Raw genomic sequence first — 23581 nt, 5'->3', positions numbered from 1 at the left:
CCGTCATTTCTGTTGTTCCTTTAAACGCCGGTTCTGCTCCGCCCGATGCCACTGTTCCATGTTGTAGAACAGCCGCGGCGCAAGCTCTCTCAGCGCACGTCGATACACTTCACGCTTGAATGAAACTACCTGGCCCAGTGGATACCAGTAGCTTACCCACTGCCAGCCGTCGAACTCCGGTGAATTCGTGCCGTCCACGCAAACCTGCGCATCCGGCGATAACATCCTCAGCAGGAACCATTTCTGTTTTTGACCCACACAAACGGGAAGCGAGTTGTGGCGTACCATCCTCCTCGGGAGTCGATACCTCAGCCAGCCCCGGGTGCAACTGATGATTTCCACATCGTTCGCACACAGGCCGATTTCCTCTCCAAGCTCCCGGTACAGTGCTTCCTCGGGTGATTCATCATGCTTGATACCACCCTGTGGAAACTGCCAGGAATCCTGCCCTATTCGCCTTGCCCAGAGAACTTCTCCCCTGTGGTTGGCCAGAATGATTCCGACGTTGGGTCTGAAACCGTCTGAATCGATCACGGCACAGTCCTCTTAAAAGTCGGTAGACCAGTACAAAAATTCACCGGTCAGATTTGCCCAAGTTGCTCTCATTCTTACAGAATCCCAAGGGTTCGGCAAACGGAGCCGTTGAGGACAGGTCGTGTTAGACTTCGCGCTTTCCCGCAGGCCCTGTGATCACTGGAGGTAACAGCTTGACGCTCGCAATTTTTGATCTGGACAACACCCTTCTGGCCGGCGACAGCGACCATGCCTGGGGTGAATTTCTGGTAGAGGAAGGCATTGTGGATGCCGAGGAATATCGCCTTGCCAATGACCGCTTCTATCAGGAATACCTGAACGGCGAGCTGGATATCCTGCATTACCTCGGTTTTGCCCTTCAGCCCCTGGCCAGCCATAACATGGGCGAGCTGCTGGCCTGGCGGGAGGCGTTTATGGCGAAGAAAGTACGCCCCATGATGCAGGCCAGCGCGGAAGACCTCCTGAACAGCCACCGGGAGCGGGGCCACACCCTGATGATCATTACCGCCACCAACCGCTTTGTGACTGAACCCATTGCCGAAACCCTCGGCATTGAGCATCTTATTGCCACCGAACCCGAACTGGTGAACGGCCGCTACACCGGCGAAGTGGCGGGAACCCCGAGCTTCCAGGATGGCAAGGTCAAACGCCTGAACGACTGGCTGGAAGCCCATGACAGGACACTTGAAGGCGCCTGGTTCTACAGCGACTCCCACAACGACCTGCCGCTGCTGAAGAAAGTGGACAACCCGGTAGCCGTCGACCCGGATCCCACCCTGGAGAAGTTTGCCCGGGACAGCGGCTGGCCCGTTATCTCGCTGCGCAACTGAAGTAAATTTGGGGTCAGATGAAAATGGGGTCAGATGAAAATGGGGTCAGATGAAATTTTCATCTGACCCCATTTTCATCTGACCCCGACTTCACCGACTTCACTGGCTTCAGAAGAACCCGGTAAGCGAGCGGACAAAGCAGGACTTGATGTAATCGGTCTCGGGAATGCCCGGAATTACCGGGTGGTCCGGGGCCTGATGCCCCTGCTCCAGCAACTGGACAAAGCGGTCAATCTTCCGGCCGCTGCCCCGGATGATATCTACCAGTTTCTCCTGCGACAGATGCATCGAACAGGACGCCGAAACCAGCACCCCGTCCCGCTCCAGCAAACGCAGGCCAAGCTGGTTCAACCGCGCATAGGCCTCTTCCCCCGCCTTCTGGTCCCTGCGCCGGGGAATCAGTGCCGGAGGGTCCAGCACCACGATGTCGTACTTTTCCTTCTCATCCGCCAGCGCCTTGAGCGCCTCAAAGGCATCGCCTTCAATCGTTTCCACATTGTCCAGACCATTGAGCCGGGCATTGTGGTGAACCGAATCAATCGCACCGGCCGAACTGTCCACACAGGTCACCTGAGTGGCCCCGGCACAGGCCGCCTGAAGACCCCAGCCACCGACGTAACTGAACACATCCAGAACCCGCTTGCCCGGCGCATAGGCCTGAAGACGCTGCCGATTCATCCGGTGATCATAGAACCAGCCGGTTTTCTGGCCACCCTCCAGCGGAACCTCAAAACGGACGCCGTTCTCCTCAACCTGCAGCAGACTGACCTCCGGGCCATGTGCCTGCTCCACATAGGTCTCCAGCCCCTCGACCTTGCGCATCTTGCCATCGTTCTTGAGGATAATCGCCTCAGGGTGCACCAGCCGCTGGACTGCCCGAACAACTGCCTCCTTCATCGCTTCCATACCGGCCGTGGAAATCTGCACCACCACCGTGGAATCAAACCGGTCAATCACCAGCCCCGAAAGCCCGTCACTGTCGCCAAACACCCAACGGTAAAACGGCTTGTCGAAAAGCCGTTCTCTGAGCGCAAGCGCAGCCTCCATCCGCTGGGTCAACCGCTGGGGCGTCATACCGTGGCCCGGATCCCGACTGATCAGCCGGCCACAAATCAGCGCATGGGGATTAACGAACACTGTACCCAGAGGCTTGTCGTTCGACGCCCGAAGCTCCGCCTGAACACCGGCCTCGAATTCCGTCAGCGGACTGCGGCGGGTGTCCACCTCATTGCTGTAAACCCATAGATGGCCAGCACGGAGACGGCGCTCTGCGCCTTTGCGTAGATAGAGGACAGGGAAGTTCATAACGACCACCTGGAAAGGAAAGACAGGGATTATACAAGATGAGTTGAAACTGACACCGATGTATGACGGGCTGACGGGGCGGGCCTTCCAAAACTGTGCGGAGCCAGGGATGGCGGAGCCAAGCGTACAGGGAAGTATTCACAGCGTGTTTTGGAAGGCCCGCCCCGTCAGGCCAGCCTCCCAAATGGAAGCATTATTCCTCGGCAGCCACATGCTCCGCATAAGCCGCAGCATCCATCAGGCCATCGAGCTCACCGGCATCCGCCAGCTTCACTTTATACAGCCAGCCATCGCCATAGGGGTCTTCATTGACCTTCTCCGGCTCATCCTCCAGGCTCTCATTCACCTCGAGAACCTCACCGGTCACCGGACTGAACACATCCGAAGCCGACTTCACAGACTCCGCCACACCGGCTTCCTCACCACCGTTAACCGTCGCGCCCACATCCGGAACGCCGATATAAACCACATCACCCAACTGCTCCTGGGCAAAATCCGTAATGCCGACCGTCGCCGTGCCATCGTCAGACACGCGAACCCACTGGTGGGTCTCAATGTATTTCAGGTCTGCGGGTATCTCACTCATAGTCTGGTTTCCTGATCAAATTTTTGCGCAGTTTAACCGAAGACACTAGCTCCAGCGAACCTCTCTTGCCAACGTCATGAACGAATTCAGATAATCCACCTCCCGATCCCGCTCGCGAAGCCCCAGAAAGATCTGTTTGGGAATACCTGTCTTACCAAGCTGAACAGCCCTTACCGGGATCCGCCCCCCGTAATCTTCCACCAGCCATCGCGGCAAGGCTGCCACACCGCGCCCTGCTGCGACCATCTGCAGCATGATGTCGGTGGTTTCAATGGTTTTATGCCGCGCCGGGCTGGCATGGGCCGGCAGTAGAAAACGCGTGTAGATATCCAGCCGCTCAATCTCTACCGGGTAGGTAATCAGAGTCTCGTTTTCCAGATCCTCCGGTTCTGCCCAGAGTTTGCCAGCCAGCGGATGATCCGCCCCCACCACCAGTACCTGCTCGTAATCAAACACCGGCTCAAAGACCAGACCAGGACGGTGCAATGGGTCTGGCGTTACCAGCATGTCGATATCGTGGCCAAACAGGGCGCCAATGCCGCCGAACTGGAATTTCTGTTTCACATCCACATCCACCCCCGGCCACTGCTCCAGGTAGGGCCCCACTACTTTCAGCAGCCACTGATAACAGGGGTGGCATTCCATCCCGATGCGGAGGGTTCCCCGCTGACCCTTGGCAAACTGACCAATCAGCATCTCGGCGTGCTCAATCTGCGGCAACAGCCTGTTGGCCAGGGCAAGTAAATACTCACCTGACTGGGTCAGCCGCAGCTGCCGCCCCTCCCGCACCCAAATGTCCGTACCAAGCTGTCGCTCCAGCTTTCGGACCGAATGGCTCAGAGCAGACTGGGTCAGGTGTAGCCGCTCGGCGGCCGCCGTCAGGGACCCCTGCTGATCCACCGCCCTGAGAATTTCCAGATGGCCACGCTCAATCATTCCGCCTCCAAACATGAGCTAAATTCATTGATACCTGAAATTTTACCATTATTTTTCATCTCGCAAGGGCGATAACCTGACCCCTCCTGCAAACAACACGATTGAACAAAGGACAACACCATGGTGACCACACACAATCTCGGCTTCCCGCGCATTGGCGCCCGCCGGGAGCTGAAATTTGCCCAGGAAGCCTTCTGGAAAGGGCAAATCACCGAAGAAGAACTGCAGATCACAGGTACTGACCTGCGCCGAAAGCACTGGCATAGCCAGCGGAAGCTGGACCGGGTTCCGGTGGGCGATTTCTCGTTTTACGATCAGGTTCTGGATATGAGCTTTACCCTGGGCAACCTGCCCGAACGGGTGAGCGAGACCGGAGGCAGCGCGCTCGATCAGTATTTCCGGGTAGCCCGGGGCCGCTCCGGGCAGGAGCCGTCCTGCTGTGGCGTGCAGGCAGGAGAAATGACCAAGTGGTTCGACACCAACTATCACTACATCGTGCCGGAATTCCAGCAGGACACCCGTTTCCAGCTCAATGCCGACCGGCTGATTGAACAGATCAACGAAGCCAGGGCCCAGGGGCTGATTCCTAAACCGGTGATTATCGGCCCGGTGACCTATCTCTGGCTGGGAAAATCCAAAGACGACAGTGACCGGCTGACCCTGCTGGACTCCCTTTTGCCTGTGTACTCGGAACTTCTGGATCTGATGTCGAATCATGGAATCGACTGGGTTCAGGTGGACGAGCCCGCCTTGGTCGCCGATCTTGATGCAGACTGGCGCCACGCCTTCAGCCTGGCCTACCACCATCTCAAGACCAGCCGCCTCAAGCTGTTGGTAACCACTTACTTCGGTGAGTTGCGGGAAAACCTGCAAATGGCCTGCGAACTGCCGGTTGCCGGCCTACACCTCGACGCCATCAGCGCGCCACAGGAAGTAGCGCGGATGGTGGACTGGCTGCCACCCCACAAACAACTTTCCTTGGGTGTTATCAACGGCCGGAATATCTGGCGAACAGATCTCGGCAAGACCCTGGACTGGCTGGAGCAGGTCCATGAAAAACTGGGTGATCGCCTGTGGCTGGCGCCGTCCTGCTCTTTGCTGCATGTTCCGGTAGATCTCAACAGCGAAGAAAAGCTGGACCCGGAAATCCGCGGCTGGCTGGCGTTTGCCCTTCAGAAACTGGACGAGTTGGCCATTCTCGCCACCGCCCTGAATCAGGGCAGAAACGCAGTCCGTAAGGAACTGGCTGAATCCGCTCTAGCGACGGAAAACCGGAAAACGTCCGGAAGGGTTCATAACCCCTCGATAGAGACCCGAATCCAGGCAATCAGGCCGGACCTCGGTCAGCGGCAAAGCCCCTACTCAGCGCGCATCACAGCCCAGCAACAGAAACTTGACCTGCCCCTGTTTCCAACCACGACCATTGGGTCCTTCCCCCAGACACGGGACATCCGCCAGGCTCGCCTGCAATTCCGTAAGGGCACACTGACAGAAGCCGCCTACAGGCAACGGATTCGTGAGGAAGTAAGCCGTTGCATTGACGAGCAGGAAATACTGGGCCTGGATGTTCTGGTGCATGGCGAGGCGGAGCGCAATGACATGGTTGAATACTTCGGCGAACAGCTTGAGGGTTATGCCTTCAGCCAGTTCGGCTGGGTCCAGTCTTACGGCTCCCGTTGCGTGAAACCGCCCATTCTGTTCGGCGACATTTCCCGCCCGAGAGCCATGACCCTGGAGTGGACTCGCTACGCCCAGTCACTGACCGAAAAACCTGTAAAAGGCATGCTGACCGGTCCCGTGACGATTCTAAACTGGTCCTTCGTACGGGACGACCAGCCCCGCAGGGATACCTGCCTGCAGCTGGCGCTGGCGATTCGGGAGGAAGTGCTTGATCTGGAAGCCGCCGGCGTTGGCATTATCCAGATTGATGAGGCGGCCCTGAGGGAAGGCCTTCCGCTGCGGAAATCAGACTGGAGCGACTACCTGGACTGGGCGATAGAGGCATTTCGGATTGCCGCCAACGGCGTTCGAGATGAAACCCAAATCCATACTCACATGTGTTACTCGGAATTCAACGACATAATCGAAGCCATCGCTCGCATGGACGCAGATGTCATCACCATCGAAACATCCCGTTCGGACATGGAGCTGCTCGATGCATTCCGGGGCTTCCGGTATCCGAACGACATCGGCCCCGGCGTCTACGACATTCACTCCCCCAACATACCGGACAGCGAGCAGATCAAGTCGCTTATGGTGAAGGCTGCAGAGCAGATACCAGCGGAGCGGCTATGGGTTAACCCGGACTGCGGCCTGAAGACCCGTCAATGGGAGGAAGTCATTCCGGCGCTCAAGAACATGGTGGCTGCAGCCCGTGAGCTGCGAGAGCGGATTCAGTAACCGGTGCTGTTCTGATCCAGCTCGAACTGGAAATCTGTGGCCCGGCGGACTTCCGTCATGAAGTCCCCGGTGTCATGGAACTCAAACCAGCGGTAGCCAGGTGGCAAGTCCTCAACGGCGAACTTGCTGGAACCGGAGGTGAACTGAATGCAGGTAGACGGCGTGGCCATCAGCTGCACACCATGGCGCTCGCGTTCGTGTTCCTGATGGATATGTCCCCACAACACAATTTTTACCTGAGGGAACCGGTCCACAACCCGCCAGAAGGCATCCCGGTTGGTGAGGCCAATCTTTTCCATCCAGTCAGATCCGATGTCTACGGGATGGTGGTGCAATGCAACGACGGCTGGCAGATCCGGATGCTGCTCCAGGGCTTGGGCCAGGAACTCCAGCTCTGAATCGGCCAGGGCACCAAAGACCTTGCCGGGCACGGAGGAGTCCAGCATCACGAACTGCCACCCGCCCTGGATCACATGGCGCTGGTTCGCATCGAACTCTGCGGCAACTCTTTCCAGGTTTTCGATACGGTCGTGATTGCCCGCAATCCACGTGGAGGGGCAGGAAAACACCTCAAGGCTCTCTCCAAACACGCGATAGGCGTCCACCGAACCATCCTGGGCCAGATCCCCGGTGGCCAGTATCAGGTCAGGCTGGCCGTGTACCTTCAGCACTTCTGCGATGACTGCCTGCAGGCTTTCGCGGGTCTTAACGCCCAGCAGGTCCCCGTCGGCACGCGCCATCAGGTGCGGATCGGTCAGTTGCAATACCCGGAGCGGCCGGGTTTCTTCCTTAATGGTCATGGCGTTCTGGATCTACTCGCTGCGCAACACTTGGTCTGGACACAAGTGTACGACGTCAGTTTGCGGATTTATCACTCGCGAATCGAACTGGAGTCACATTCTGGCCAGGCTCGGACGATATATTGCAATTTTTGACAACTATGGCACATCAGGGGGCCATGGCCACACCACTTTAGTACTGCCTGCCGCCCTTTAAAACGTCGTTTCAGTCGACGCCTTCACCGGCAGACCAGGCGGCATGTTCCATGGGAAGGTGGCCAAACCGCAGACAATAATCCAGCCAGTCGGCCAGAAAGCCGTTGACCTGGACCTTCTCGTCCGGGTGGTGCATAAAACGGTTGGGGTAGTCATTCACAGGGGCAATCTGGCGATCCCGGTAACAGCTGATGACCTCGGCCATGGAAGCATCGTGGTAGACCCGGACGGTCATTTGCGGATTATTGAGCCAGCGCCCCGGGTTGTGCACCTGCTCAAGCAGCAGGGTTTCGGTAAACCTTGCAGTCTGCAGCACCTGGATACGGACACGCCCGAGGTAATGATTCTCCCGGTGCAACTCAAACTCGCACACGGGCTTACCGTCCACTTCCAGCTGACGCAGCTTCTGCAGTCTCCGGTAGTTGCCATCACACAGGGCACCGAGCTGACGCAGGTCCGGAACATACCGCTTGGGTTTCATGGTCCACTCACCCATTACTGCCACCCTCTCCTCAAACGGGCCCGATTCAGTTCAAGCCACTGGAGGGCAATAATGGCGGCAGCATTGTTGATGCGGCCATCGTGGATCATCGCTATGGCATCTTCCGAGGAAACGACGTGGGCGCGAATATCCTCGTGTTCGTGTTCCATGCCATAAAGACCGCCTGCATCTTCCGTGCTGATGCGGCCACAGTAAAGGTGGATCATCTCGGTGCTGCCACCGGGAGAAACCAGGTAATCGCAGATCTTGTCGAGCCGCTGAAAAGTAAGCCCGGCCTCTTCCTGCCCTTCCCGCCGGGCAACCTCTTCCGGGCTTTCGCCATCTTCGTTCATGCCGGCGACCAGTTCCAGCAACCAGGGCGATTGCGTGCGGCCCAAGGCGCCGAGGCGAAACTGTTCAAGGAGTACGACTTGATCCCGTTCAGCGTCGTAGGGCAGCACGCAGGTGGCATCGCCCCGGATAAAGAGTTCCCGGGTAAACACGGGCATGTCCCCGCCATCAAAACGCGGGTGTGTCAGCCAGAGCTTGTCCATACGGAAGAAGCCCTGGAAGACGGTTTCGCGTTTTTCGACTTTGACGTCGCTGGCTTTAAACTGGAACGGTTTGGTCATCTTTCATCCGGTTGTTGAATCGACTTTGAACGATAGCCTTTACTTGGGTCTTACTTCAAGCTCTAGCTCCGGCCCCAGCTTGTTGTTTTCGGGGGAGGGTGTGTCGGGACCGGGTTCCCAAAACACGCTCCTTGCGGCACGTCCATGTGACGCTTGAGCTCCGCCATCCATGGCTCCGCACAGTTTTGGGAACCCGGTCCCGACACACCCTATCGGACAATGTGCTTTCGCCTATAAGACCCTCCAAACCAAACTTTGAATATGATGTCTTTAATTACAGGCAAAACCACTCATACGAATTACTCACGCCCAGACAGAGCCACCAGGAAAACTCAAAGTACGGCTTTAGACCTTGTCGTAGAGCTTGCTCCCAGACTCCACGAACTCCCGGGATTTCTCCTGCATGCCCGCATCCACTGCGGATACCTCATCGAGGCCATGCTCCTTCGCGTAATCCCGAACCTCCTGGGAGATCTGCATGGAGCAGAACTTCGGGCCGCACATGGAGCAGAAGTGGGCCACCTTGGCGGATTCCTTCGGCAGGGTTTCGTCGTGGTAGGCGCGGGCCGTGTCCGGGTCCAGGCCGAGGTTGAACTGGTCTTCCCAGCGGAACTCGAAACGGGCCTTGGAGAGGGCGTTGTCGCGGATCTGGGCGCCCGGGTGGCCCTTGGCCAGGTCGGCGGCGTGGGCGGCGATCTTGTAGGTGATGATGCCGGTTTTTACGTCGTCCTTGTTGGGCAGGCCCAAGTGCTCTTTGGGGGTCACATAGCAGAGCATGGCGCAGCCATACCACCCGATCATCGCCGCGCCGATGCCGGAGGTAATGTGATCATAGCCCGGGGCGATGTCGGTGATCAGCGGGCCGAGGGTGTAGAACGGGGCTTCGTCGCAGCATTCCAGTTGCTTGTCCATGTTCTCTTTTACCAGATGCATGGGCACGTGGCCGGGGCCTTCGATCATGCACTGGACGTCGTGTTTCCAGGCAATTTTGGTCAGCTCACCCAGGGTTTCCAGTTCGCCGAACTGGGCTGCGTCGTTGGCGTCGGCGATGGAGCCGGGGCGCAGGCCGTCGCCAAGGCTGAAAGAGACATCGTAGGCTTTCATGATTTCGCAGATGTCTTCGAAGTGCTCGTACAGGAAGCTTTCCTTGTGGTGAGCCAGGCACCATTTGGCCATGATCGAACCACCCCGGGAGACGATGCCTGTGGTGCGCTTGGCAGTCATAGGCACATGGTGCAGGCGGACGCCGGCGTGGATGGTAAAGTAATCCACCCCCTGCTCGGCCTGCTCAATCAGGGTGTCCCGGAAGATTTCCCAGGTCAGGTCTTCGGCCACGCCGCCGACTTTTTCCAGGGCCTGGTAAATCGGCACGGTGCCGATGGGTACCGGGGAGTTGCGGATGATCCATTCCCGGGTCTCGTGGATGTTCTTGCCGGTAGACAGGTCCATGATGGTATCGGCGCCCCAGCGGATGCCCCAGGTCAGTTTCTCGACTTCTTCCTCAATGGAGGAGCTGACCGCTGAGTTGCCAATGTTGCCGTTAATCTTCACCAGAAAGTTACGGCCAATGATCATCGGCTCGGATTCCGGGTGATTGATGTTCGCGGGGATGATGGCGCGGCCGCGAGCCACTTCGTCCCGGACGAATTCGGGGGTAATCTGGTCCGGCAGGCCCGCACCGAAGGACTGTCCGGGATGCTGGTCTTTCAGCAGACCCTGTTCCCGGGCCTCCTGCAGCTTCATGTTTTCACGGATGGCGATGTACTCCATCTCCGGGGTCACGATACCCTGCCGGGCGTAGTGCATCTGGGAAACGTTTTGGCCAGGTTTGGCCCGTAGCGGTTTTCGCTCGTCCATGAACCTCAGCGGGTCAAGCTGGGGGTCTTTCATGCGGCGGCGGGTGAACCCGGAAGAGTAGTCCGGAAGCTGTTCCACATCACCGCGTTCGGCGATCCAGGCGGCGCGGACTGGTTTGAGACCTTTACGAAGATCAATAGCAGCTTCAGGATCTGTGTACGGGCCGGACGTATCGTACACAACCACCGGAGGGTTCGGCTCGCCGCCCATCTCCGTGGGCGTGTCCTGCACGGTAATTTCCCGCATAGGTACCCGCAGATCGGATCGGCTACCCTGCACGTATACTTTTCGTGAGCCTGATAATGGTTTGATGGCGGCGGAATCCGCCGCTGCGGATTCACTGAGATAGGCTGGCAAGTCCGTCATGGTCTGCTCCCGGTATTGGAGGGTTGTCGGGTCGCGTATGACGGGCCTTCCGGTACGGAAGAGGCTGGAACCAGCACGTTTTGAATGGTCTTAATCCCTACGCCGGTATTATCCGGATCAGGTTGCGGGTTCCGCACTGCAATCTCAGCCAACCACCGGTTTTCGGTGTATCAGCACCCCGTCAAGACGCGAACTGCTCACAAAATGAGTGAACTCTGCAAGTGTAGATGCGGAGGCGTTTATTGTCCATAATGAGCAACCAATACCTTTGGGTCACCGTCGGCACCGGCCCATACCTTGAATACAGGCCTTCCGAACCCCCTATCCAGATCAGGGATACCCGGAGATAGTTTGTCAGGAGAAGCAATGAATAAGCGTTTACTTCCAGGATTGATCAGCCTGCTCGCAGCCCAGCCTGCGTTCTCTCTGGATCTGATGGAAACCTATGAAAAGGCACTGTCCTATGACTCCGGCATTGCCTCGTCCCTGGCGCAGTTCCAGGCACAGCAGGCAACCAGCGATGTCAGCAAGAGCGCCCTGCTGCCCAAAATCTCGGCGGTTGGGTCAGCAAGCTACACAAGTTTCGAGCCCAGGAATATACCCGGGGGGGCAAACGCCGATGAGCTGACGCGGCAACTCTTCTCGGGAGACAGTTATCGAACCTACCGCTACGGCGTCGAGCTGACCCAGCCACTGTTCCGGGCTCAAGACTGGTTCAGCTACGAAGCCAGCCAGTTCCAGACCGAGGCGGCCGAGGCCCAGTACAACCTGGCCCAGCAACAACTGATTCTGGATGTGGCAACCGCCTACTTCGATGTCCTGCGCGCCAAGGACACCGTCACAACCGCAAAAGCGACTGAAACGGCCATCCAGCGCCAGTACGAACAGGCCCGGGAACGGTTTGACGTGGGGCTCATTGCCGTCACCGAAGTCTATGAAGCGCGTGCCAGCTACGACGATGCCAGAAGCCAGCGCATCGCCGCCGACAACGACCTGAATGTGGCCAGGGAACAACTGGCCCGGTTAACCGGAGAATATCCGGACGCCATGGAAAATCTCAGGCAGAATTTTCCGCTCGGGCGCCCGGAGCCCATGGATCCGACTTCGTGGGAAGCAACCGCGGTGGAGCAAAACTGGTCTATTCAGGCGGCCCTGAGGCAACTCAATGCCAGCGAAGCCAGCCTGAAAGCGGCAAAGTCCGGTCATTTGCCAACCCTTGAGCTGAGCGCCTCCTACCAGGAAACCAGTCTGGAGAACGCCCTTTTTACCCAGCAGGAGGGCAGCCAGTCCGTTGCCTCACTGTCACTGACCATCCCGCTCTACACGGGCGGCGGCACCCAGGCCGGCGCCCGGGAACAGCGTTCGCTGGTCACCGCCGCCGAACAGGACCTGAATACGGTGCGCCGGGACGTACGGGTGAATACCCGGAGCCTGTTCCTGACGGTCAACAACAATATAGAGACCGCTTCCGCCCTGGAACAGACCATCATCTCTCGCCGCAGCGCCCTCGACGCCACCCGCGCCGGCTATGAGGTTGGAACGCGAAATATTGTGGAAGTGCTGGATGCGGAACGGGCCTATTACGTAGCCCTGAGGGATTACGCCAACGCCCGCTATGATTATGTGATCAACTCGCTTCAGCTCAAACAGGCCGCCGGAATCCTGACCCCTCGGGATCTGATCGACCTGAACAACTGGCTGAGCGCCGCTGCCCCCGGGATCGAGGCTCTGGCCAACGAGGAAGAAACGCTGGACGATCCTACCCAGTAACCGCAAAGGCGGGTGAATCGGTTCACCCGCCTTTGCGGCCAGCCAGGCCTCAGACTCGTTCAATGATCCCGTCGACCACCTTATCCAGGGCTCCCCGGTTTTTATTGACCACCTCCAGGGCCCGGCGGCCGATGGCCTGGCGTTCTTCGTCATCACCGAACAGCAATGACACGTGAGTCGCCAGCTCATCCGCATCGGCGACCAGCTTGACCCCCTTGTCATCCAGCAGCCGCTGGTAGATGGTTTCAAAATTGAAGATGTAGGACCCTGAAAACACAGGAATACCCCAGCCAGCAGGCTCCAGGGGATTATGCCCGCCGCGCTCAATCAACGATCCACCGACAAAGGCCAGATCACTGGCGCCATACAACATCATCAACTCGCCCATGGTATCCCCGAGATAGACCCGCGCCTTGCTGGGATCGTCCCCCAGTGACCGGCGGGCGAGCGTGAGCCCCTTCCGGACAGCTTTTTCGGCCACCGACTCAAAGCGATCCGGGTGCCTCGGAACCAGAATCAGCAGGGCGTCTGGATGTTTTTCCAATACCCTGAGATGTGCCAGCAACAGCTGCTCATCCTCGCCGCCATGGGTGCTACCGGCAATCCAGACCGGCCGGCCGGCCAGGCTCTGCCTGAGGGCAATGGACGCTGCCCGCACCTCATCCGGAATATCAACATCGAACTTGACGCTCCCCGTGACGGCCACCTTCGATGGCGAAACACCGATTCTCCGGAACCGGTCGGCATCCTTCTCTGCCTGGGCGGCGACCCAGCTGATGCTTTGCATGATAGGTGCCACAAGGCCCCGGATGCGCTCATACCCGCGCGCAGAGCGCTCGGAGAGGCGGGCGTTGATCAGAAACACCGGAACCCGACGAGCCCGGCACTGACGAATCATGTTCGGCCAGATTTCAGTTTCCATAATAACCAGTATCCGGGGCTTGACCCGGTCCAGAAACCGCCGGATGGCACCCGGCGTATCATAGGGCGCGTAGGCATACTGCACCTGATCACCAAACATCTTGCGTGCCTGGGCCAGCCCGGTATCGGTCATGGCGGTCATCAGGATGGTGATGTCGGGGTTCCGTGCCAACAGGCGCCGGACCATCGGGGCTGCGGCAATGGTTTCGCCCACCGAGACCGCGTGCACCCAGACCACGGATCCGGAGGCCGCCGGCACCAGCCCGAGGCGCTGGTGCCAGTTTCGTCGCAGCTCCGGCGCGCGCCGGCCGTGCCACCACAGACGCAGCAGAATAAACGGCAGAAGCAGCCTTATCAGCTGGGAATAGATAAATTGCAGCACACAGGACTCCGGGCAAAACAGTGCGCTATCATAGCGCAAAACCCATTGATTTGCTTCCGATTGATCGGCCACCCGGTGGGGTCAGGACGATCAGGACACGGCCTGGCAGGAACCGCTTTACGTGAACAGGAAATACCGCAAACTACCGCGAAACACCAACTACTCCGCATACCTTCATCCCCGGTGGTGGCCTACCTGGCTGGGCATCGTGGTGATGTGGTCTGTTTCCCGGCTGCCGATCCGCGTCCAGTGGTGGCTTGGCAAGGTCGCCGGACTGCTGGCACTCCGCCTCGCGCGCAGCCGCCGCCACATTGCCGAGGTTAACATCCGGCTGTGCTTTCCGGAGCTCACCACTGCCCAGCAGTCCGCCCTTGTGCGCAAAGCCTTTATCGCCAATGGCATCGGCTTGCTGGAGCTGGGCATTGCCTGGTTCCGCAACCCGGCCAGGCTGACGGGCATTACCCGGGTTCATGGCCTGGAGCATTTTGAAAAGGCCCTGTCCGAAGGCAGGGGCATTCTGCTGCTCGGCGGCCACTACAGCACGTTGGATCTGGGTGGCAGCCTGGTAACGGAATTCATCGAGGCCGACGTGATGCAGCGCGATCACAATAACCCGCTGATGAACGCCGTTATGACCCGCGCCCGTGAGCGCCGGTATGGCCAGGCTCTGAGCGCCAGGGACCTTCGGGGCCTGTTCCGCAGCCTGAAGAAAAACCGCGCGGTTTGGTACGCCACGGACCAGGATTACGGTCGCAAGGACATCGTATTCGCGCCATTTTTTGGTGTCCCTGCCGGCACGATTACCGCAACCTCACGCATTGCCGAACGCAGTGGGTGCAAGGTAGTGCCTTTCAGTCACTTCCGCCGGGAAGACGGCCCCGGGTACGACATCTATTTCCACCCGGCTCTGGAGGACTTTCCCAGCGGGGATGACCTCCAGGATGCAACATTGATCAACCAGACTATCGAAAGAGAAGTCCGGCGCGCACCGGATCAGTACCTGTGGATGCACCGGCGCTTCAAGACTCGTCCGGACCCGGACGATCCCGGCTTTTATGGCCGCCGCTGAACCCTATAACCCCGGGGCAACAAGGAGGTGGGCATTCAGTGCCTGACAACCATGCCGAAGCCCAGTGAACAGGACTCAGCCGCACCGGTGGTGTGGCTTCTGACCGACAACAAACCGGGCCACCGGAACCAGCTGAAAGGTCTTGGTAATCGACTTCGCGTGCTCGCCGGAGCAAGCCTGTACTGGGTCGACGCCTCCGCAATAAAGGTCCCGATCTGGCGAACCCTGCTGGCCATTGCGCCACGCATGGAACCGGCACTGCCCCACCCCGATCTTGTGATCGCAGCCGGGTCCGGCACGCACCGGCTATTACTTTCCCTGCGGAAACTCAGGGGAACCAGAACACTGGTCATCATGAAGCCCGGCTTCCCGCTATCACTGGTCAGCGGTGCCCTGATTCCAGCCCATGACCGTGTCCAGCCCGATTCCCGGATATTCATTACCGAGGGTGTTGTGAATACCATAACGCCTCTGGCAAAAATCACCGGAAAGCGGGAAGCGCTTTTGCTGGTTGGCGGACCTTCACCTCATTTTGACTGGGAGGATGATGTCATCCTCGGGCAGGTGTCTCATCTGATCGGGCAATATCCGGACTGGCGATGGACCATCAGCAGTTCCCGGCGAACCCCGGAAGCACTTCAGGACCGACTCGATGAACTCGCCGGGCTGCGGACTACCGTCGTTCACCCGCAGCAGACTCATGCGGACTGGCTCAACCATCAGCTTTCTGCCTCACGGGCAGTCTGGGTGACACCGGACAGTATGTCGATGGTGTGCGAAGCGGCAACTTCGGGTGTTCCGACCGGGATCTTCGAGTTATCGGCCAGGCCCGGCAGCCGGGTGGCCGGGGGCGTAGACCGGCTGGTCCGGGAGGGTTACATTGGCCAGTGGCGCGACCATGCCAGCGTTATGGCCGGCAATGTCAGCCATGATCACGCCCTCTGGGAAGCCAATCGTGCCGCCCGCTGGGTACTGGAACAGGGACTTCTGCCACAGAATCACAAAGCCAACCAACGCCAGCTCAAGGGGACCAAGCGTTGAAAATTCTCCAGGCACTGCCGGCGCTTTACAGCGGTGGAGTGGAAAGAGGAACCGTGGAGTTCGCCGCGGACCTCGTCAAACGTGGCCATGAATCGTTTGTGGTCTCAAAAGGCGGCCCCATGGCCGAGCAGCTCCGCGGCCAGGGCTCGAAACACATATTCATGCCCATACACCGGAAGACCCCAGCGTCTTTCGGGCAGATTCTGCCCATGCGAAAACTGCTGCTGGCGTTGAAACCGGATATTGTGCATGTCCGCTCCCGCATGCCGGCCTGGATCATTTTTCTGGCCCTGAAAAGCATTCCGGCCCACAAGCGCCCCGCGGTTGTGTCCACCTTTCATGGCATGTACTCGGTCAATCCCTACAGCGCCATCATGACCCGTGCTGACCACATAATCGCCGTTTCCCGGTGCGTGCAGGACTATGTTCTGAATAACTATCCCGTGCCGGAAGAAAAACTGACGGTCATCCAGCGAGGTGTGGATGTGGATGCCTTCCGCCAGCGGGAGCTCACTTCACAATGGCTGGACCGCTGGTTCCGGCAATACCCCCAGCTAGTCGACCAGAAAATCATCATGATGCCCGGTCGCATCTCACGCTGGAAAGGCCAGCTGGATTTCCTGACCATGATGGCACAGCTGGTGCGTGAACGGCCGGATTGCCATGGCATCATCGTGGGCGGCGCCGAACCCGGCAAGGAGCATTTCCTGGAAGAGCTGGAGAAAGAACGCGCCCGTCTGGACCTGGCCGACAAGGTCAGCTTCCTTGGCCAGCGCAATGACATGACCAACCTGTATCTGCTTGCGGATGTGGTCTGCCACATGAGCACCAAACCCGAGCCCTTTGGCAGGACAGTGACCGAGGCTCTGGCTTCCGGAACGCCCGTCGTCGCCTATAACCGGGGCGGCGCAGCGGAAACCTTGCAAGCCTGCTTCAGGGAAGGACTGGTGCCACCGGACAATATCGGGGACTTCGCCCAGACCGTATCCCGGCTTTTGGATTCCGAACCGCCGGCGATCGAGATTCCCTACCGGTTCCGTCTTGAGGCGCAAACAGAGGCGACGTTGCAGGTTTACGAGAAAATACTAAAGCAGCCCGCCTACCGAACATGAATCCGTCCAGACGATTAACCATCGCATTTCTCCTCGCAACGCCCGGCACAACCTGGGGCGGCATGGAGCAACACACGGCCGATCTGGCGGGAGCTCTGGCCGACCGCGGCCACAGGGTCCATGTCCTTGGCCACCGGGCTTACCGTGACAAATTTCCGGCCAATGTCGGATTTCATCCGCTACCCGTCCATCTGGGGCGCCGTAACCTGTGGCTGCAACTGGCCCTTCGCCGATGCCTGCGCCGGCTGTCGCCGGATATTCTTCACGCCCAGGGCAACAAGGCCGCGCAACTTGCCGGCAAAACCGGAAAACTGGCACGCGTGCGGGTGGGCACGGTTCATGGCACCAAATCCAGCCACAAGGCCTTTGATCGTCTTGACCGGGTTATTGCGGTCAGCCCACAGATTTTCAGGGCTCTGCAGCACCCCCAAAAGCACCTGATCTACAACGGTATCGACATCACCAGGCAACTGAAGAATCGGGACGACGGACCAGCCCTGCCAAAAGGCAATATCAATGTCATTGCCGTCGGGCGACTGGAGCCCGTAAAAGGCTTTGACGTCCTCATCCGGGCCTGGTCGATGCTAGGCAAGTCTGCAGAAGGCTGCCAACTGACCATTTTTGGTGAGGGCAGCGAGCGGAAGCCGCTTGAAGGCCTCATCCGCCAATCAGGACTGGAACAACAGATCGCCCTGGCGGGGTTCCGCCAAAACCTGGCACCGGTTTACAGGCAGGCACAACTGGCGGTAATCAGCTCGGAACGGGAGGGTTTTCCCTATGTGCTGGTAGAGTCGCTGCTGCATGGCTGTCCGGTTGTGTCAACGCCGGTATCCGGGCCCCGGGATATTCTTCCCGCCACAGCTCTCAGTCCGGGGCACAGCGATCAGGATCTCGCGGACCTGCTATCCAGATCGTTAGCCGACCTGGATGCCCTGAACCAGGCTGAACAACCGGCAATGGCCTTTGCCCGGGAAACGCTGACCCTGGAGGCCATGGTGGCTCAGACCGAAACCCTGTACCTCTCGGCAACGGCCAGGCATTCCGGAAGCTGAGAAAACGTCAGGGCTGCTTCTGCCTACCACCTTTCTCAAGGGCCGCCAGCATCTGCAATTCCCTGGCCTTGGCCAGCCGCATGAAATTCCGGTTGGCGGCCGTGATTGCCACGCTAAGGCCAAACCAGCCATTCAGTATTTGCCGGTGTACCAGGTAATATTTCAGAAACTTCAAAGGGAACTCGGCAAAAAGCCGGGGGCTCGAAATCTTCCTTCCCTTTTCTGCCAGAAAGCGGGCCTGCTCTGTCGACAACTGACAGTACTTGCGCTCCATCTGCTCCAGCGAAATCAGGGTGCGATGCAGGACATCGCCTTTCAGATCCAGTACGCGACCATGTTTTACCTGTGGCCGGTCATTGTTGCTGTCTTTTTCCGCCTCGATAACGGCTTTGTTTCGGTTGTAGAGCCTCAGGATCTTTTTTGATTTGTCGTGCCGGAATGGATGCCTGGGGTCCGGCTGGGAGAGTACCCAGCGCATTCTGAAGCCCGCGATGTCAGCATCCACAGGCTTTGAAAACAAGCCCTTGATATTGATCACCAGCTCGCCAGAAAGCACTTCATCCGCATCCAGGTCCAGCACCCAGTCGTTCCGGCACAAACTGGCGGCAAAGGCCTTCTGGCAGGCAAATCCCTGCCAGTCATTGTGAACAAACCGGGCGCCGGCGGCTTCTGCAATTTCACGGGTTCGGTCAGTACTCCCGGAATCGACTACGATGATCTCATCCACCCAGCCGGCAACCTTTGCCAGCGACTCCGGCAGCCGCAGTTCTTCGTCCTGGGTGATGTAATAAACGGATAACGGTAGCTTCATCACAATTCCTGGTGGCTTGGTAATCAGTTTACGGTTTGGTCAGAACAATATCATGGATGCCTTATGGTAAGATGACGCGCCTGATTTTGATGTTTTTTCACGACATTCTCCAACTCAAGCCCGGAGTGTACAGATGATTCACCCCGTCATTATGGCTGGCGGCACCGGCTCACGGCTCTGGCCGATGTCCCGGCAGCTGAACCCGAAACAGTTCCTGAAACTGGCCAACGGCCCCCTGTCGATGCTGCAGGCCACCGTGGCGCGGCTTGAGGGCATGGACGCAGCGAACCCGCTTCTGATCTGCAACGAAGAGCACCGGTTTCTGGCGGCAGAACAGATGCGCCAATCCGGCCACGAAGATACCCGCATTATTCTTGAGCCGTGCGGACGCAATACCGCCCCGGCTATTGCACTGGCCGCCCTCCAGTTGTCTGAATCCGTGGAAAACGGCGCCGATGATCCCCTGATGCTGGTACTGGCGGCTGATCATCTGATCAAGGACGTCACAGCCTTTCAGGAGGGCGTCAAAAAGGCCATCCCCCTGGCCCGGGAAGGTAAACTGGTTACCTTCGGCATTGTCCCCCACCATCCGGAAACCGGTTATGGCTACATACACCGAGGCACCGAACTGGGCCCGGACAGCTATGCGGTTGACAAATTTGTCGAAAAACCGGACCAGGCAACCGCGAACAGCTACCTCGATTCCGGAGAATACCTCTGGAACAGCGGCATGTTCCTGTTCGGTGCCCGCCGGTATCTTGAAGAACTCGAAGCATACCGTCCCGATATCCTCACCGCCTGCCGCGCCGCCATCGCCGATACTGCCGATGACCTGCACTTTACCCGGGTCAATGCCCAGCGCTTTGCCGAATGCCCCTCCGAATCCGTTGACTACGCGGTGATGGAGAAGACCGGCAAGGCCGCCGTGGTTGCCCTGGATGCCGGCTGGAGCGATATCGGCTCCTGGTCGGCGCTTTGGGCCGTCAGCGACAAAGACCCGAACGGCAACAGTCTGACCGGGGATGTGATTACCCACCAAACGTCCAACACCCTCGTGCGCGCAGACAGCCGTCTGGTGGCGACCGTTGGCGTGGACAACCTGGTTGTCATTGAAACCAAGGACGCGCTGCTGGTGGCCCACAAGGACAGCGTTCAGGACGTGAAAACGGTCGTTGAGCAGATAAAAAATGATGGCCGACACGAACACATGAACCATCGGGAAGTCTACCGGCCCTGGGGGGTTTATGACTCCATCGATAACGGTGCCCGGTATCAGGTCAAACGGATTACGGTGAAACCCGGAGCCAAACTGTCGGTGCAAATGCATCACCATCGCGCCGAACACTGGATTGTGGTCAGCGGTACAGCCCGCGTCACCAATGGCGAAAAAACCTATCTGGTCACGGAAAATCAGTCTACCTTCATCCCCGTTGGGCAAGTACATTCCCTTGAAAATCCTGGGGTCATCGATCTGGAGCTGATTGAGGTGCAGTCTGGCTCCTATCTGGGCGAAGATGACATCGTAAGGTACGAGGACCGGTACGGCCGAAAATGAGCAAGTTCAAGTATTTCGTAATCGCCGGTCTGCTCAGGATTGCCGGCTGGTTTTCTCTTGCCGGCGCCCAGCGGGCTGGCCGATTCGTTGGCTACCTGGTGTGGAGGCTGCCAACCCAGTCACGCCAGGTGACCGACATCAACCTCTCGATCTGCCTGCCCGAGTTCTCCGGGCCCGAGCGCGCAGCCATGTCAAAAGCATCCCTGGCCCAGACCGGCATGACCATGCTGGAAGTTCCTCTGATGTGGGAATGGCCGGTGGAGAAATGCCTTGGCCTGATCCGGGAAACCGAGGGCCTGGAACTGATTGACCAGGCCATGGCCGGCAACAGGGGGCTGATCCTGCTCGCACCGCATCTTGGCAACTGGGAACTGGCAGGCCTGTTCTTCTCCTCGCGCTACAAGATGGCGGCACTTTACAGCCCCCCGAACATGCCCGAGTTCGAGGACTACATGATCAAGGTTCGCGGACGGCTTGGCTCCGAACTGGTCCGGGGCGACCGGCGCGGCCTGGCCCGACTGGCCTCCATCCTGCGGGAAGGTGGCGTTGCCGGCATCCTGCCAGACCAGTCACCCCGGGGCAAAGGCAATGCCTTTGCGCCCTTCTTTGGTATGGAAGTGAAGACCATGACCCTCGTCTCCAGGCTCATTCAACGGACCGGAGCCAATGTTCTGATCACCTACGCCGAACGTCTGCCCGATGCTGAGGGCTTTCGCATCGTGGTCCGGGAAACCGGGCCTGGCCTCGGTGACAGTGATCCGGTTGTCGCGACGACCGCCATGAATCACGCCATTGAACAGTGCGTCCGGGAAATTCCTGAACAGTATCAATGGGAGTACAAACGGATGCGTCATCGGCCACCGGGAGAGATCAACCCCTACAACCCGGATCGCGTATGCTAAGCCCGAGACTGTCGTTCCATGCACTGCTGATGATCGGGCTGGGGGGCGCACTCCTGTCGTCAAGCATTCTGGCCGGCGCCACCCTCTTGCTTGCTATCGCCGGGATTGCGCTCAGTGTTCGGAAATCGCCAGACAAAACTGGCTGGGACAAGCCCAAAGAGCTTCGACTGCTGCATTTCGCGTTCTGGTTCTTTGTTTTGGTAAGCTTTCTCTCGTGGGCCCTGGAAGGCTTCGATTATGAGGGCGGCAAAACATTTGGCACACACGCCCGGTTTATTCTGTTCTGGCCCTTGATCGTGGCCATGAGCTATGCCCGGATTGGAGCCCGAACCACATTTGTCGCCATCGGCCTGATAGCGGTGTCCATCATCGGGGTTTTCCTGGTCACCGTCGCCGCCCGGCAGGGTACCTTTGAACAGGTCCTGAATTCTCGCTTCGGCGGCGGCATCAACCCCATCAGCTTTGGCAATCTCGCCCTCCTCGGTGGTATGCTGACGATTGTTGCCGCCCTATTCTTCACCCGCGACAACCGCAGGGGCGTAGCAACGCTGCTCTTCCTGGCCGGAACAGCTGCCATCGTGATTTCCATGCTTTCGGAAACCCGCAGTAACCTGGTAGCACTACCGTTTCTCCTGGCCGCGCTTATCCCGCTCTTTGGTAAACGCCTGCGCATCGCCGGCCTGGTCGCAATTCCCCTGCTCGTCACCGGCGCAATCGTAATCAGTGACCGCATGTCCCACTCACTGGAAGGCCTGCTTCATGATGGGGGGCTGGATACAGGGATGGAGATACGCCTGGAAGTCTGGGCGCAAGCCTGGAACATGTTCCGGGAAAGCCCCTGGACCGGGGCCGGCCTGGGCGGCTTCACCCATCGGATTGAATCGGAGGTTGAGGCCGGGAATCTGCCAAAGCACTTTATCGACTGCTGTACCGGCCACGCCCATAATGATTTGCTGAATGTTGCTGCAACCAGCGGCATCCCGGGCATCCTCAGCTGGGCGCTGCTCATTTTCATCCCACTCGCCATTTTTGCGCGCCACCTGTTCAGCCGTCATATTCCTACCGCGCACCTGGCAACGGCCGGCACCATGGTCTGTGCCGGATACTTTTTCTTCGGACTGACCGAAGCCACCTTCAACCGGAGCCTGTTTGTGACCTTCTACCTGCTCGCGGTTGCCTCCCTGGCCTCTGCAATGTTTACGGAACTGAGTGGGTCCTACGTTCGCAACAGGGCTCGAAAGGTCTCTGCGACGGTCATCACTAAAAACGAAGAAGACCATATTGCCGACTGCCTGACATCGGCACGACTGGTTGCCGACGAGATTATTGTCCTGGATAGCGGCAGCACCGACAGAACCGTAGAGATTGCCAGGGGATTGGCCGATGTCGTGGAAGTGACAGACTGGCCGGGGTTCGGGGTCCAGAAACAGCGAGCACTCGAGAAAGCCACGGGTGAATGGGTATTGTCTCTGGATGCGGATGAACGCATCACACCGGAGCTTGCCAGGGAAATCAACCACCACTTGGCAGACCCGGATGCAGATGCTTACAAGCTCCCCTGGGCGGTCACCATCTATGGCAGCCGCCTTGATTTCGGGCGCAGTGGCCGGGCCCCCCTGAGACTGTTTCGCCGACAAGGTGTGAGCTTCTCCGACGCGCTGGTCCACGAGCGGATACTGATTCCAGCCGGCCGGAAGATTAAAACCCTCCGTGGTCGCCTGACCCATTACACCCACCGGGATTTCGGGCACTCCCTGGAGAAGAGTGCCAAATATGCCTGGCTAGGCGCGATGGAAAAGCATCGGAGGGGCAAGAAAACCCGGACCATGATCTACCCGACGCTAAGAGGGCTAATGACTTTTGTACAGGTTTATTTTATCCGGTTCGGTTTTCTGGACGGTGCTGTGGGTTATCTTACCGCTGTGACGTACGCTCAGGTTACCTTTAATAAGTATGCGGGACTGTGGACACTCGACAGATCTCAATCTGACACCTTCCATGAGTAACATCACATTTTATCTCAGGTGCCATCTTGTTGTTTTGA

Annotated in this window: 20 protein-coding genes and 1 riboswitch; of the genes, 10 read left to right on the top strand and 10 right to left on the bottom strand. The window is 58.5% G+C overall.

All coding sequences use genetic code 11. The annotated features are described in order from the left end of the window. Positions 1-3: 3 nt before the first annotated feature. On the bottom strand, positions 4-534 hold the full coding sequence (locus AC13C0_RS08835) for an RNA pyrophosphohydrolase (RefSeq protein ID WP_117619536.1): 531 nt from the start codon (positions 532-534) through the stop codon (positions 4-6). Positions 535-707: 173 nt separating this feature from the next. On the opposite strand from AC13C0_RS08835, the gene AC13C0_RS08830 reads away from it, so the two are divergent. Next, positions 708-1364: a histidinol-phosphatase gene (locus AC13C0_RS08830; protein WP_117619535.1), complete on the top strand. Its 657-nt coding sequence runs from the start codon at positions 708-710 to the stop codon at positions 1362-1364. Positions 1365-1472: 108 nt separating this feature from the next. Here the strand turns inward: AC13C0_RS08830 and AC13C0_RS08825 are convergent, their stop codons facing one another. From AC13C0_RS08825 to AC13C0_RS08815, 3 genes are all read right to left on the bottom strand, one after another. Beyond that, the gene (locus AC13C0_RS08825) at positions 1473-2669 is read right to left on the bottom strand and encodes a class I SAM-dependent rRNA methyltransferase (RefSeq protein WP_482954285.1); all 1197 of its coding nucleotides are present in this window, start codon (positions 2667-2669) and stop codon (positions 1473-1475) included. A 193-nt stretch (positions 2670-2862) separates the two neighbouring features. Beyond that, positions 2863-3255 carry a glycine cleavage system protein GcvH gene (gcvH, locus tag AC13C0_RS08820; protein WP_482954284.1) on the bottom strand — a complete coding sequence of 131 codons (393 nt, stop codon included), beginning with the start codon at positions 3253-3255 and terminating at the stop codon, positions 2863-2865. A 45-nt stretch (positions 3256-3300) separates the two neighbouring features. Continuing rightward, positions 3301-4191: a LysR family transcriptional regulator gene (locus tag AC13C0_RS08815; RefSeq protein ID WP_117620437.1), complete on the bottom strand. Its 891-nt coding sequence runs from the start codon at positions 4189-4191 to the stop codon at positions 3301-3303. A 120-nt stretch (positions 4192-4311) separates the two neighbouring features. Between AC13C0_RS08815 and metE the strand changes: the two genes are divergently transcribed. Continuing rightward, on the top strand, positions 4312-6591 hold the full coding sequence (gene metE / locus AC13C0_RS08810; protein WP_117619532.1) for a 5-methyltetrahydropteroyltriglutamate--homocysteine S-methyltransferase: 2280 nt from the start codon (positions 4312-4314) through the stop codon (positions 6589-6591). On the opposite strand, the gene cpdA is transcribed toward metE, so the two are convergent. The 4 genes from cpdA to thiC all read right to left on the bottom strand — a co-directional run bounded on the left by cpdA (position 6585) and on the right by thiC (position 10922). After that, complete coding sequence (gene cpdA / locus AC13C0_RS08805) at positions 6585-7391, bottom strand: 3',5'-cyclic-AMP phosphodiesterase (RefSeq protein WP_117619531.1); 807 nt, start codon at positions 7389-7391, stop codon at positions 6585-6587. The two genes, metE and cpdA, sit on opposite strands and share 7 nt — an antisense overlap. Positions 7392-7596: 205 nt before the next feature. Next, on the bottom strand, positions 7597-8082 hold the full coding sequence (locus AC13C0_RS08800; RefSeq protein ID WP_117619530.1) for a DUF1249 domain-containing protein: 486 nt from the start codon (positions 8080-8082) through the stop codon (positions 7597-7599). Beyond that, positions 8082-8699, bottom strand: coding sequence for an NUDIX domain-containing protein (locus tag AC13C0_RS08795; RefSeq protein WP_341581359.1), 618 nt, complete (start codon positions 8697-8699; stop codon positions 8082-8084). Before AC13C0_RS08795 ends, AC13C0_RS08800 begins: the two co-directional genes overlap by 1 nt. Before the next feature lie 345 nt (positions 8700-9044). After that, a complete protein-coding gene (thiC, locus tag AC13C0_RS08790; RefSeq protein WP_341581358.1) occupies positions 9045-10922 on the bottom strand; it encodes a phosphomethylpyrimidine synthase ThiC in 1878 nt (625 codons plus the stop codon). 77 nt (positions 10923-10999) lie between these two features. Then, positions 11000-11113, bottom strand: a riboswitch (TPP riboswitch). A gap of 175 nt (positions 11114-11288) precedes the next feature. Here thiC and AC13C0_RS08785 point away from each other — a divergent pair. After that, positions 11289-12692: a TolC family outer membrane protein gene (locus tag AC13C0_RS08785; protein WP_482954283.1), complete on the top strand. Its 1404-nt coding sequence runs from the start codon at positions 11289-11291 to the stop codon at positions 12690-12692. A gap of 49 nt (positions 12693-12741) precedes the next feature. On the opposite strand, the gene waaA is transcribed toward AC13C0_RS08785, so the two are convergent. Then, complete coding sequence (gene waaA, locus AC13C0_RS08780) at positions 12742-13995, bottom strand: lipid IV(A) 3-deoxy-D-manno-octulosonic acid transferase (RefSeq protein WP_117619526.1); 1254 nt, start codon at positions 13993-13995, stop codon at positions 12742-12744. 121 nt (positions 13996-14116) lie between these two features. Between waaA and lpxL the strand changes: the two genes are divergently transcribed. From lpxL to AC13C0_RS08760, 4 genes are read left to right on the top strand one after another with little or no spacing between them, the layout of a single operon-like run. Further along, a complete protein-coding gene (gene lpxL, locus AC13C0_RS08775; protein WP_341581355.1) occupies positions 14117-15064 on the top strand; it encodes an LpxL/LpxP family Kdo(2)-lipid IV(A) lauroyl/palmitoleoyl acyltransferase in 948 nt (315 codons plus the stop codon). Positions 15065-15115: 51 nt separating this feature from the next. Further along, positions 15116-16105: a mitochondrial fission ELM1 family protein gene (locus AC13C0_RS08770; RefSeq protein WP_117619524.1), complete on the top strand. Its 990-nt coding sequence runs from the start codon at positions 15116-15118 to the stop codon at positions 16103-16105. After that, on the top strand, positions 16102-17217 hold the full coding sequence (locus tag AC13C0_RS08765) for a glycosyltransferase family 4 protein (RefSeq protein WP_117619523.1): 1116 nt from the start codon (positions 16102-16104) through the stop codon (positions 17215-17217). Before AC13C0_RS08770 ends, AC13C0_RS08765 begins: the two co-directional genes overlap by 4 nt. Further along, complete coding sequence (locus AC13C0_RS08760; RefSeq protein ID WP_117619522.1) at positions 17214-18269, top strand: glycosyltransferase; 1056 nt, start codon at positions 17214-17216, stop codon at positions 18267-18269. The genes AC13C0_RS08765 and AC13C0_RS08760 overlap by 4 nt, the downstream gene beginning before the upstream one ends. A gap of 7 nt (positions 18270-18276) precedes the next feature. On the opposite strand, the gene AC13C0_RS08755 is transcribed toward AC13C0_RS08760, so the two are convergent. Continuing rightward, complete coding sequence (locus AC13C0_RS08755) at positions 18277-19080, bottom strand: glycosyltransferase family 2 protein (RefSeq protein WP_482954282.1); 804 nt, start codon at positions 19078-19080, stop codon at positions 18277-18279. A 133-nt stretch (positions 19081-19213) separates the two neighbouring features. Between AC13C0_RS08755 and AC13C0_RS08750 the strand changes: the two genes are divergently transcribed. Genes AC13C0_RS08750 through AC13C0_RS08740 form a run of 3 tightly spaced genes read left to right on the top strand, consistent with a single transcriptional unit; the run spans position 19214 to position 23543 of the window. Continuing rightward, a complete protein-coding gene (locus AC13C0_RS08750; protein ID WP_341581352.1) occupies positions 19214-20635 on the top strand; it encodes a mannose-1-phosphate guanylyltransferase/mannose-6-phosphate isomerase in 1422 nt (473 codons plus the stop codon). Continuing rightward, positions 20632-21537: a lysophospholipid acyltransferase family protein gene (locus AC13C0_RS08745; RefSeq protein ID WP_482954281.1), complete on the top strand. Its 906-nt coding sequence runs from the start codon at positions 20632-20634 to the stop codon at positions 21535-21537. Before AC13C0_RS08750 ends, AC13C0_RS08745 begins: the two co-directional genes overlap by 4 nt. Further along, positions 21531-23543: an O-antigen ligase family protein gene (locus AC13C0_RS08740; protein WP_482954280.1), complete on the top strand. Its 2013-nt coding sequence runs from the start codon at positions 21531-21533 to the stop codon at positions 23541-23543. Before AC13C0_RS08745 ends, AC13C0_RS08740 begins: the two co-directional genes overlap by 7 nt. The last annotated feature ends 38 nt before the right edge of the window (positions 23544-23581 follow it).

This window comes from Marinobacter sp. B-21, assembly GCF_056857895.1.
The sequence above is the reverse complement of the archived record's forward strand: the minus strand, read 5'-3'. Positions and strand labels throughout refer to the sequence as shown.